Genomic DNA, 12,711 nt, shown 5'->3' on the forward strand with positions numbered 1-12,711 from the left:
ATAAGCGGAAGAGAGTAAGACCAATCAGTAGATATATTAAGAGATACAACTTCAATTTCATTAATCCAGATGGAAGTATTGGCATCTTTAGTACCAGAAAGAATCTGAGTTGAAATGTTAGTCGGTGAGCTCACTTCATTTGTTGTAGGTTGGTTAGGAGGAGTTATATCTTTGATAGTTATTTTCCATTGTACGCTATCCTCAAATTCTCCATCATTTGCTAAAACTTTCACTGTTTTTATCCCCCAGTCGCCGTAATCGGAAGAATATTTCCAAGTACTTTTTGAGGCGCTACCTATTCCAGAGAAATTCTCTACTAGTTCTCCTTCTAAAAACCATTGATAATGTAAAATTGTATTCAAGTCATTATCACGTGCTTGAATTTCAAATTTTACAGAATCCCCCTCATTAATTTCAATATTTAAATTGACCGGAAAATAAGAAAGGATTTGGGGAGGGTTATTCACATTCATCACTTCAATTTCAAAGTCCTGCTGGACCTTATATTTTCCATCGGAAATTTCCACCATTACTTGATGAATTCCCACTTGATTATTAGTTGGCATCCATATAATTAAACCATTTTTTTCAGTATTAATGCTCATTCCCTCTGGTTTGATAATAAGAGAATAATTCAAGTTATCTCCATCAGGATCGCTAGCCTCTATCTGATATGAATATAGCTGATCTTCTTTAGCAGTAATGATAGGTTCAGAAATTATAACTGGGGCTCTATTTAGAAAAGGAAGAATATTTCCCAAATTTTGGCATCCCCCTATTAATATTAAAATAATTAATCCAAACAATAATACAAAAAATTTCTTCATCTCTTAATACTTCCCTTTCTTCAAATATTTTTCGATTCGCTAAGGTAATTAAGATTTACTTTTGGTATCATTCATTAATAGGTATCTTTCTATAAATAATAATAATAATAATAAAATATAGAATACCCTCAGTTCTTATTTATTTTATTTATTTTATTTTATTTTATTTTCCAAAAATTCTTACTACATTATCATGATAAATCATCCTTAACGTTTCATCATCAAGATGAAGTCCTTTATACACTGCATCTGGGTCAGTATTTTCCCGAGCTTTTTTACTCATCATCTTATAAATTGATGAAGGCAAGGTAAATTCCTCTTTCTCTAGCATATCAAAATAACTTAAAGTTACCTCCTCAATATAGCTCCTGCTTTTCGCTCGATAAGAAGTAATTACTATATCAGTCCCAAAGTTTATCCGGTCACGATATTTTTGCATAAATTCCCGGAAGGCCACAGCATTCTGAGAAATACTTTTAAATCCAGTTACTTGAAAATCAGGATGACCAAAACTTATATCAGTATAGAGATTGGGATAAGTATCAAGGAGTCTGCTTAAGAGAGTAATATTTCTTGAAGTCAAGATAAAATGAGGGGCAACAACCACTAAATTAGGGAAGGTTTTCAAAATCCTCTCCATTTGGTCCAGAAAGCGACCACTGTTTATATGATAAAGGATGGGTATTCTCTGTTCTTCGCAATATTCATATACCTCCATCATCCCAGGGTCATCTAAGGAAAGTTTGAAAAAATGATCATAAAAATAACCATGACCATTATACAATTTTAAACCTTTAGCTCCAGCTACAATACAAGCCTTTAATTTTTCCAATTTATCTTCATCAAGAGGATTTATGGTACATAAAGCAATAAATTTATCAGGATATTTTTTACTTATATTGATTATCTCTTCATTATTCTGATCATATTCAGTAAAACCGTATTTAGGATTTAAATAAAAGGTATACTTGGAAGTCCCCAATAAAACCATTTTTTCAATCTGACAGTCTTCCATCATCTTAAGGAGGATTGGTATATTGCGGAAGGATTGAACATGTTCGTGAGCATTTATAATTTTAAAAGCTGCTCTTTTCTCTCTTAGGGTTGAATCCATTTGGGTAATAAGGGGTGACGGCTGGTTATCTATCCATAAAGGTAAATATCCTATTTGCCTGAGATACCACAAAAACATCGCAGCGAGTAAAATAATTATTATGATATAAAACCACAAATCTCTTTTTTTTCTCTTTTTTACCATTTTATTAGTGATAGTTTTTTGGGTCATTTTCTTTAATTCTCCTTTGGAATAAATAACTGAAATTAATTATACACTATTTCTTAAAAAATCTTCAACTATAATTTATGACAAATTTGGTGCCTGGCACCTTTTTTGTCATAAAGGTAAAAAGGTAAAAAAAGGTGCCAGGCACTTTTTTTTACCTTTTAGACAAATTTGGTACCGGGATCTCCCATAAATAATTTGAACTATTCTAAATAAAATAGTATACTTTTACCATTATGGTAAGAAAAAACAGGAAAGAAATTGAATATAAAAATGCACTCTATCATATTATAGTTAAAGGAATTGAAGGAATAGATATTTTTGCTGATAATGTAGATAGAAATAAATTTTTACAGCTTCTGCAAAAAACCTCCAATTTATTTAAAGTTCATATATTTTTTTATGTCCTAATGGATACACATTCTCACCTTCTCTTAAAGACAGAGGAAGCAAATCTCTCTCAAGCCATGCAATTTTTAAATTCCTCTTATGCTCACTGGTATAACATAAAACATATTAGAAAAGGTCATCTCTTCCAGGATCGCTATAAAAGCCATCTTATCTTAAATCCTTTTTACCTGTATAGTGTGGCATCTTATATTAGTCTAAATCCAGTAGAGGCCGGATTGGCAGATTCTCCCGAAGAATTCCCCTGGAGTAGTTTTCAATATCTTCTCCCCGCTCCAGATAAAATCACTCCCCCTTGGCTAAAGATTGATGAATTCTTAACACTTTGTCAAACCAATCCAGATAATTTTATTAATTTTGTAAAAGAAAATAGCCAAAAAAATAACTCGGAAAAGGCTCTCCAGAATTTCAATAAAATAACTTCAAATTATATCCAAAATAAACCACCCAAAAATATAGAAAATAGGTTAGAAAAAGTTAAAGAACGATTTGGAGATATCGAAAATAATAAACACCTAAAGCATTTGCTTGTCTACCTATTAATAAAAGAAGGTTATAGAATAAAAGATATAGCAACTTCTTTAAACCTTACCCGACAAAGCGTATTAGGAATAAGCAAGAAAACTCATAAGAATTTAATTACTGATCATTTTTACCAACTCTTACTAAATCGGATTAAAACAGACCTATTGTCATAAATGAAAGGAAAAAAAGGGAAAAAAAGGTGCCAGGCACCTTTTTTTCCCTTTTTTTACCTTTTTAACCTTGGAGAAAAACATGAAAAAGACAGTATTTCTTCTTATTTATATTACTACTGTACTATTTCTATTAGTATGCTCACCAATAACTGTGCAAGCGGAAGCTAACCGTTATGATCCCAGCTTAACCTGGCAGGTTTTAGAAAGTCCTCACTTTTCGGTCTATTTTTACCCACATCAAAATAAAGATTACGAATATAATAGCGAACAGTCAGCTCAAGAAGTAGCCAATATAGCTGAAGAAGTGTATCTTAAAATTAATACCCAACTAGGCTCTCCAAAACATCGCCTGCACCTGCAGAAGATAGCTATAATTATAGAAGATTTTTCTGATTATGCCCTGGGTTTTGCTTCTTCTTTTCCACATCAAGTGATTCGCCTTTCCTTAACTGCACCCACTGCTACATCCTTTGATATGAAATTTAAAAGCTGGCTTAAAATAGTTATCACTCACGAATATACCCACTTAGCTCATTTTGAGATGACTGGTGGGCTTATTACTGCTCTTCGGGCTCTCTTTGGTCAGATAATTACTCCTAATGCCCTCCAGCCCATCTGGTCGACTGAAGGATTAGCAGTCTATAATGAAACTAAATTTACCGCTGGGGGTAGAGGTATAGATTCTCGCTATGATATGTATCTTCGTATGGCCACCCTCGAAGATAAGTTCAACACCTTAGATCAGATAGATGGTTATTATCTTACTTCCTGGCCCGATGGTACGGCTCCTTATATCTATGGTCAATCTCTCATCCATTTTATAGCCCAAAGATATGGAGAAAGCAAAGTCATTGCCTTAAGTGAGACCTTCTGTCAATACCCTTATTTAGGAATAAATTATGCCCTAAAACAGGCCATTGGTTCAAACTTAACCGAACTATATCAAACCTGGAAAGATTATCTAAAAGAAAAATATCAGCTTCAGGCTCAAAAGATTATCTCCTCAAAAAGCATTACTGAGTCTCAACAACTTACTAACTATAATTATTGGGTCGATTATCCTCGCTGGTTTTCCACACCCAATGGAGATAGAATAGCGGTTAGAGTTTCTTCTCCTCATTCTTATCCTTTCATTCAATTTATCGACCCTTTAATTTCTTCTGTTCCGGTAACTTTTTCAAATCTTTCTAATCAAAAAAGCCAAACTTTAATTAAAAGAGTCTATGGCCAGGATTCTTCTTTTAGCATCTCTGGCGATAGTTCTAAAATAATTTATTCTAAATTAGGCAATTATGAGCAGTTTTATGAATATTATGACCTTTATTTATTTGACTTAAGAACAAATAAAGAAATCCGCCTCTCTGAAGGTTTACGTGCTCGCGATCCGAACTGGTCACCTAACCCAGATAATAGTCAAATTGTGGCAGTAATTAATGAATCAGGAACAAACAACCTGGCCTTAATTAATTTACACTCCTTACACTCTTCATCCTCATCCATTAATGAAAGCCAACCTACTTATAACCCTATTAATAAAGAAGATATTATCTATTTAACTGATTTTCGTGATGATACTCAATTATATCAACCTTCCTGGTCTCCCCAAGGGGATATGATCGCTTTTTCCGCCTGGCGACAGGGCTATCAGGATATATATATTTCAAATTTTGACTCTAATTATAATTCTATTAATTCTAATAATTCTATTAATTCTAATAACAATTCTACTTTTTCTCTTTGGCCTATCTTTCAAGACCAATATAATGACCTTAGCCCTTGCTGGTCTCCTGACAGCAAATATCTCTTCTTTTCTTCTGACCGCACCGGAATTTATAATATCTTTGCCTTTTCATTGCCTGATAAAAAATTATATCAAGTAACCAATGTCCTGGGTGGAGCCTTTCAACCGGCCATCTCTCCTGATGGCCAACAATTAGCCTTTATCAATTATCATACTACTGGATATGAGCTTCATCTTATAAAAATAGACCCTGAACAATGGGCTGAAATAAAATATGACAAATCACTAATCATCCCAGTTCAAAAAACTAATTTATTTAATCTATATAGCACTCTACCTAAAAACCAAATGGCTTTATTAAATAATTACCCTGTCCATCCCTATTATTCTTTTACTACTTTCTGGCCTCCTACCTACTGGATTCCCGCTGTTCAAATCACCGAAAACGATTTGGGAATTGGCTTTTCAACTGAATTACAAGATGTACTGGGATTTTATTCTATCCCTTTGACGGTTACTTATGGGTTGCTCAGTAACAACATAAATTATAATTTGAGCTATTATAATTACCGTCAATTACCCATTATCAATTTTTACCTTTCTGGGAAAACTGCTCTTGCTTCTCAAAATGAAAAATTAGATCAAAATTCTTCTTCTGCTCTTACATCTAATGAAGTCTCACCTACTTCCTGGTGGGAAGAAGGAAAAACCGGCATTAATTTATACTTTCCCTTTAAAGGAAAAACTTCTTCCCCTACAAATTCTCGTTCTTACAGACAAACAGTTTCTTTGGGGTACCAATATGAAAAATTTTCTTCTTCTGACACAACAACTACCTTAGATACCGACCAAGAAAAAATCGCCAGCCTAAGATTAGGCTACTCCTATTCTGATGCAGAAAAATATGGATTCTCTATCAGCCCCGAACAAGGCCACTCCTTCTCTCTAACCTACGAACATGCCGATAAAGCTTTAGGCAGTGATTATACTTTTAATAAATTATTATTTGATGGGAGACAATTCCTTCCTCTTCCCTTTCTTCATCAGGTATTAGCTTTCCGTTTAGTTGCTGGCTGTAGCTCATCGAACCTATTAGAATCAAATTTAGATAAAGAAAAATTTAAATTAGGAGGCTACAATTCTGCGGACAATCTGAGTGATGTTGAGGTGAATACTTTTCCGCTTCGGGGGTATAAATCTGCCACTCTTGCCGGGAACAATTTACTTTTAGCCAATTTAGAATATCGTTTCCCTTTGGCCAACATCGAGCACAGCATTAAACTAGGACCTATCTCCCTGTTCTTAGAAAGACTTTCTGGTGTCTTCTTCGTTGATCTAGGAAATGCCTGGGAAAGTGCAAACCTAAATATAAATACTGAAAAAGATGAAATCAATTCTAATTGGCAGGACTTTAAAGCCAGTATGGGAGCAGAATTAAAAGCAGACTTCAATCTTAAATATGACTCTCCCTTTACTCTAAGATTAGGAGCAGCCAAAGCACTAATCGACCCCAAAGGATATGATATCTATATCACTTTAGGTACTTCTTTCTAAGAAGGTAAAAAAAGGTAAAAAAAAGTGCCAGGCACCTTTTTTTACCTTATGACAAATTTAGTGCCTGGCACCTTTTTTTACCTTCTTTATAATAAACCTACTTTACTATGGTCACCTAAGATAAATTCGTACACTAAGGGCAAGTCTTTAGAATGATAAATTCGTACATCTTTACCAATCAGACACCTTTGCATTCGCCCTCGTATATTCTCTATTTTAGTCTCTTCTATAACTACACTATATTCAATTTCGCTTTTTTTTATTTCTACTCCATCAGAAAGAGAAGTAAAAGGACCGATATAGGAATCAATTACTCTAACTTTGTTTCCAATTATTACTGGTCCTAATATTTTAGAATTAATAATTTCTGTACTTTTCCCAATTTTAACCCTTCCTAAAATCTGAGAACTCTCATCTACCATCGCTTCACTAATATCTCTTTCCATATCTTCTAAAATTAAACGGTTAGCTTCTAAAATATCTTCCGGTTTCCCGGTATCTTTCCACCAACCTTTAATAACTTCAGCTCCAACCTTATAACCATTATCAATCAACCATTGGATCGCATCGGTAATCTCTAATTCCCCCCGAGCAGATGGCTTTATACTATCAATAGCCAGATGAACATTTTTATCAAAAAGATAGACCCCTATTAAGGCTAAATTACTGGCTGGCTTCTGAGGTTTTTCTACTACCCTTACTACCTTTCCATCTTCCAGCTCAGCAATGCCAAATTGTCGAGGATTATCCACCTTCGTCAATAAGACAAAGGCATTATAATCTCCCTCCTTACACTTTCTTATATAAGGTTTTACTCCATTTTTTAAAAGATTATCTCCCAAATACATTAAAAATTTATCTCCCCCTAAAAAATCGCGCGCCATTACCACCGCATGAGCTAACCCCAAAGCCTCCTTCTGTTCAATATAGGAAATATTTACCCCCCACTTAGCTCCATTACCTATTTCTTCTTTGATGTCCTCTCCAGTCTCCCCGATAATTAACCCGATATCTTTTATCCCACAGTCTCTAATTGCCTCAATTCCGTAAAACAAAACTGGTTTATTAGCAATAGGGATTAAATGCTTAGCACTCGTATAGGTAAGTGGCCTAAGACGAGTTCCTTTTCCAGCGCAAAGTATTATCGCCTTCAATTCAGTTCCCCCTTCTCTTAAAATAATATCTTCCCAATATTTCGGCCTAGAATTTTCCCTGCATCTATTAATATCTTAGGACTTTTAAGCGCTTCTTTAAACACCACTGAATGATTTTCGAAATTAGCTATCTTTTCTATAAATTTTGTATTTTTCTTAAATACTAAAAATATTTTCCCCAACTCATCATGGTTTAATTTTTCATAGACTTGCCGTGCCTTTAATCCAAAATTAATCTCTCTCCCGAATTTTCTCTTCCATCTTCTATCATATTCAGCTATCTTACCTTCCCGAATACAATCTACCAAAATCTCTGCCGCTTTTAAGCCGTAATAAATACCTCCTCCGGTTAAGGGTTTTATCTGACCAGCAGCATCACCTACTAAAACAATATTTTTATAATAAGTATTACTCGCTAATCCCAAAGGAATAATTCCGGCTAATTTATCCACAATTTCACCTTTAATATTATATTTTTTTATAAAATTATCTAATTGCTGCCATCCATTTTGAGCAATAATTCCTAGACGGATAATTTCCTTATTCTCGGGAATAATCCAGATAAAAAAGGGGATACCTTCACACATATGTACTTTAGTAATATTTAGATCAGAATCAGAAATAGCCTTATCCAATTTTATTCTATATTGCATTCCCACATAACCATATTTTTTATTATATATTCTAGCTCCTTCTCTCCTTTTCCCTTTAAACTCTTCTAAATCAAAATCAATAAACTTCCTTACTTCTGATTTTGGCCCATCAGCCCCAATCACTAAGTCAGCATAAATATCCTCTACATTAGTGTTAACTACGTAACCAGACCCTTCTCTCTTTATCTCCACTAACTTCTTTCCACACTCTACCTTTAATCCTCGGCTTAGCTCTTGATCAAACCTCTCCCGATCTATTACATAAGCCACCCCTGGTCTTTTAATTAAAAAGTTATTATCTCCATGAATAATTAAGGCTCCATCAATTTGATTTATAATAGAAGCCTTCGAAAGAGGTAATAAAGTATTGTTAAAGACCTGTCTTCCTACAATCCCTGCACAACTCATTGGTCTTCCTACTTCATTATGTTCTTCAATTATGCGTATAGACGACCCCACCCCATAATGCTTTAAGAGCTGAGCGGTATAACATCCTGCTGGCCCAGCACCAACAATAACTATTTGCATATAAATTCCTTATATAACATATTCTTTATGGACAAAAAAGGTAAAAAAAGGTGCCTGGCACCTTTTTTTACCTTTAGGACAAATTTAGTGCCTGGCACCTTTTTTTACCTTTTAAGCATTTCTCGATTAGGTCTATAACTTGGTACAATTTCCTGCAACTTTCTAACAATCCCTTCACTATCCATCTGCTTAGCCAGCACTTCTAACTCTTTAATATCCTCATCCAACTTCTCTCCATCAACATCTTCAGTCTGAGCAATAAAAATCTTCTCGTGCCCGCTTTCTCCCAGCACCTTACTTCGTTCTTTTTCGGTTAATAATTCTTCAAATAATTTCTCCCCTGGTCTTGATCCAATAAACTCTATCTTAATATCCTCATCGGGTATAAAACCGGATAACTTGATTAAATCCCGGGCTAAATTCACTATTTTTACTGGTTCACCTATATTTAATACAAATACTTCCCCTGCAAGGCCTAATCCTCCAGCCTGTATTACCAGCTGGCTTGCTTCAGCAATGGTCATAAAGTATCTCTCCATTTCTTGGTCAGTTATGGTAATAGGACCACCTTCAGCAATCTGCTTCTTAAAGGTGCGGATTACACTTCCACTGCTGTCCAATACATTTCCAAAGCGAACCGCCACAAAATTAGTCTTACTCTTTTTCCCATACATTTTTAGGATCATTTCAGCTACTTGCTTACTTGCCCCCATTACACTGGTAGGATTAATAGCCTTATCGGTAGAGATCATTACAAAATTATTAACCTCATATTTATCTGCTAACTCCACTAAATTTTTAGTTCCCAGGATATTATTACTCACTGCCTCATCAGGATGATATTCCATCATAGGAACATGTTTATGGGCTGCAGAATGAAAAATTACCTCTGGTTTAAAACTCCTAAATATATTTTCCATTTTTTCTCTATTTCTAATATCTGCTACCATTATATTAAGCTTCAAATCGCCATACTCCTTTTTTATCTTTCTTTCCATATAAAAAAGACCATTTTCACTATGGTCTAAGATCATTAATTCTGAAGGAGAATATTTACCTACCTGTAAGCTTATTTCTTCACCAATAGAGCCTGCTCCCCCGGTGATCATTACTTTCTTCCCTTTTAGATATTTAGATATTTCTTCTATCTTTAAATTAATCGGTTCTCGATTTAATAAATCCTCTACTTTGACCTCCCTAATGCGAGAAACACTGACTTTATCGCCTAATAATTCATACAAACCTGGCACAATCTTTATTTTAATATCCCTTTTCTCTATCTTATCTATAATTCTTCTAACCACATTACCTCTGGCGGAAGGGATAGCAATAACTACCAGGCCAACTTTTTCTTGATCCATAACCTCATTAATCTGATCAATTGGGCCTAATACTTTTTTGTTACGAATTATCTTGCCAATTTTAGCCCTATCATCATCCACAAAGCCGACCAATACACCTAAATCTTTTCTTTTCTCTATTTCTCTACAAATAATTTCCCCGGCATCTCCTGCTCCTACAATTAATATCCGCTCTTCTCTTCTCTTTAAAGGGGTCCTTCCTTCCCAATATAATCTCCAGAGTAATCTGCTTCCTCCTATAAAGGCCAGACTAAAAAACCAGGTCAAAGCTATTACTGTTCGAGGAAGAGGAAGGCTATGCACTATATTTAAACCCAGATAGGATACAAATACCCCCGCAGTAACTACTTCCGTAATTAAAAAAAGGTCGCCTATACTCAAATATCTCCACATCCGGGTATATAGCCTGAAAAATAAGGCGAATATGAAAAAAGATACCGAAAGATAAATCAGTGACTCTGGACCAAGAAAAAAATAAGCATCCCACTCTTTGCCAAATCTTAATAACAAAGATAGAATAAAAGAAATATTTATAAAAACTAAGTCTAAAACTACCCAAAAAAATTTCCTGATGATTTTATCCACCAAATTCCTCCGCTCTTCTATTAATAATTCCCCGATTTCTTTACTTATGCTTACAATACTTATAAATATTGAACTATTTCTGTTTCCCTTTTACTCTTTTTTACTATTCTGGTTTTTCGGAAATCTTGGTCAATAATTTTAGGATAAGCAATTTATTTTTAATAAACATATCGATTGCCTGCCAACGAAAGTTAAGATATCGATGAGCCAACCTATTCCTTTGCATAGCTATTTTAGCCAATATTTCTTGTTCTTCTTCAGAAAATCCCAATCTCTGAGCACATTCACTTAACGCCTGAGCATAACTCTCTGCCGAAATACCTTCTTGAGTAAGAATAGTACCACATATTTCAATCAAGGCAGTAAAGATATTTTCTATGGTTCGGTCCATTAGTTTCTGTAGTTTACGATCTTCTTTATAATCTTTCCAGATTTTTGTACTATAGTCTTCTTCAAATTCTTTTATCTCGGTGGCTATAAATTGTAAAGAATCGGTAATCCTTCCTTTGGCATAATTAAATTCAGGCATGGATGATCTCCTTTATAATGTCTTGGGCAACTTTCCTCTGCCAGGTAATACCAAAAATTTGAAAATCCTCCATTTGATAGATTGATTCTAATTTTAACTGTATATATTTATCCTTATCTTTAATATACAAAGGCATTCCTAAAATTATAGCATTGTAATAAAGCATAGGATGAGGGAAATCACTATAGATAGGAATAATATTTACTTCTCGACCCAAATCTTTGCTTAATTCATAAGAGATCTGAGTAATTAAGGCAAAAAGAGATTCTTCAGTTTTGATTGGAGAGGAGAAAAGTAGGGCTAAATCTAAATCAGAATCATAGTGAGGATATCCTCTGGCCCAAGAACCATACAGGAAAACCATTTCAATATGATACCCCGATGCCTCCTGTTTAAAATAATCTTTTAGTTTTAGAATGATTTTTTCTTTTTGTATTTTTAGGGATTTTTCCATTTTTTTATCAGGCTCCCAGTAATATAGAGCTAAATAACCAACATTTATTTTTTATCTTATCTCTTTATCTTATCTGCTATAAAGACTAATTCTTCAGCCAATTAAGTATTTCTTTTTTAAAAGCCTTGAAAAGTTCTAATTTTTCCAACAAATATTGATATACTCTCCTGCGATCGATTTCCCCGTATTCGTGAATTGCAAGTAGCGTTCCGCCAATCCATAAAGATGAAAATCTTCCAAAAACTCCTCTGGGCATGATCTCGCTCCAAAATTATCTCTCCTTAAAGGATTCCTTTTTTTTCTTCCTAAGAGGCGACCCCCTTTGGGGTTTCATACTTTATCGGTAAAAGCCTTTCTAAATTCACCCGTTTTAAGGCACCGAGAATCTCAATACCTATAACTCTTTCATCTTTTCCTATATCCAACACAATATCTTCAGAAATTCGCTTGTTCACAACTTCCTGTTTTCTTTCATCTAAACGAATATAGAGAAGATCTGTTTTGTCATTATAAAGAATGTTCATTTTATTTCACCTCACATTTTCCTCGTTTCTCTGATCGTTCTAAGGTGTGTTGATCGATTTGTATCTCCATATTTACTCTTTCTTTGGCTTACATATTGCCAATACTCTTTATCCATATGTAAAATTATAACACATATTAAAAAATTAAAATAGCATCAACCTATAATGTTGGATCGAATGAATTCAACCCCTACATAATAGCTAAAAAGTAGCCTGTCCCCGTTTTCGTACGCTCAACGCTGTACACTAATATGCATTTTCCCTTCACCTAAAACCTACACCATAATACATCAAACCTATCCATTCGTGTAGAGCATAAAAATTATTATTTAATGCCTCTTTCTGCTCCCTCATCACCTGCTGCCGGAGAACCCAGGACCATACCTCCCGATAGAATCACCATTACCGTATCC

11 protein-coding genes are annotated in these 12,711 nt (G+C 34.3%); 2 read left to right on the top strand and 9 right to left on the bottom strand.

The genetic code is table 11. The features are described 5' to 3' along the window. Window positions 1-761 (bottom strand): putative Ig domain-containing protein (locus COZ07_RS06725; RefSeq protein WP_406607802.1); only part of this gene is annotated, 761 nt, incomplete at its 3' end. 229 nt (window positions 762-990) lie between these two features. After that, complete coding sequence (locus COZ07_RS06730; protein WP_406607803.1) at window positions 991-2,112, bottom strand: amidohydrolase family protein; 1,122 nt, start codon at window positions 2,110-2,112, stop codon at window positions 991-993. A 233-nt stretch (window positions 2,113-2,345) separates the two neighbouring features. On the opposite strand from COZ07_RS06730, the gene COZ07_RS06735 reads away from it, so the two are divergent. Together COZ07_RS06735 and COZ07_RS06740 are read left to right on the top strand one after the other, a co-directional pair. After that, window positions 2,346-3,215, top strand: coding sequence for a transposase (locus COZ07_RS06735; RefSeq protein WP_406607804.1), 870 nt, complete (start codon window positions 2,346-2,348; stop codon window positions 3,213-3,215). Window positions 3,216-3,294: 79 nt separating this feature from the next. Further along, on the top strand, window positions 3,295-6,510 hold the full coding sequence (locus tag COZ07_RS06740; protein ID WP_406607805.1) for a hypothetical protein: 3,216 nt from the start codon (window positions 3,295-3,297) through the stop codon (window positions 6,508-6,510). An 86-nt stretch (window positions 6,511-6,596) separates the two neighbouring features. Here the strand turns inward: COZ07_RS06740 and COZ07_RS06745 are convergent, their stop codons facing one another. From COZ07_RS06745 to COZ07_RS06775, 7 genes are all read right to left on the bottom strand, one after another. Continuing rightward, the gene (locus COZ07_RS06745; protein WP_406607806.1) at window positions 6,597-7,664 is read right to left on the bottom strand and encodes a glucose-1-phosphate thymidylyltransferase; all 1,068 of its coding nucleotides are present in this window, start codon (window positions 7,662-7,664) and stop codon (window positions 6,597-6,599) included. Window positions 7,665-7,681: 17 nt separating this feature from the next. Next, window positions 7,682-8,845, bottom strand: coding sequence for an NAD(P)/FAD-dependent oxidoreductase (locus COZ07_RS06750; protein WP_406607807.1), 1,164 nt, complete (start codon window positions 8,843-8,845; stop codon window positions 7,682-7,684). 104 nt (window positions 8,846-8,949) lie between these two features. Continuing rightward, a complete protein-coding gene (locus COZ07_RS06755; protein WP_406607808.1) occupies window positions 8,950-10,587 on the bottom strand; it encodes a polysaccharide biosynthesis protein in 1,638 nt (545 codons plus the stop codon). A 307-nt stretch (window positions 10,588-10,894) separates the two neighbouring features. Next, entirely contained in the window at window positions 10,895-11,320 is a 426-nt protein-coding gene (locus COZ07_RS06760) for a HepT-like ribonuclease domain-containing protein (protein WP_406607809.1), read from the bottom strand. Next, window positions 11,313-11,774, bottom strand: coding sequence for a nucleotidyltransferase family protein (locus COZ07_RS06765; RefSeq protein WP_406607810.1), 462 nt, complete (start codon window positions 11,772-11,774; stop codon window positions 11,313-11,315). Before COZ07_RS06765 ends, COZ07_RS06760 begins: the two co-directional genes overlap by 8 nt. A gap of 85 nt (window positions 11,775-11,859) precedes the next feature. Continuing rightward, window positions 11,860-12,030 carry a hypothetical protein gene (locus tag COZ07_RS06770; RefSeq protein ID WP_406607811.1) on the bottom strand — a complete coding sequence of 57 codons (171 nt, stop codon included), beginning with the start codon at window positions 12,028-12,030 and terminating at the stop codon, window positions 11,860-11,862. A 49-nt stretch (window positions 12,031-12,079) separates the two neighbouring features. Then, window positions 12,080-12,298: a DUF2283 domain-containing protein gene (locus COZ07_RS06775; protein ID WP_406607812.1), complete on the bottom strand. Its 219-nt coding sequence runs from the start codon at window positions 12,296-12,298 to the stop codon at window positions 12,080-12,082. Between the last annotated feature and the right edge of the window lie 413 nt (window positions 12,299-12,711).

The sequence above is a fragment of the Candidatus Infernicultor aquiphilus genome, from assembly GCF_002784285.1.
Classification (GTDB): domain Bacteria; phylum Atribacterota; class Phoenicimicrobiia; order Phoenicimicrobiales; family Phoenicimicrobiaceae; genus Infernicultor; species Infernicultor aquiphilus.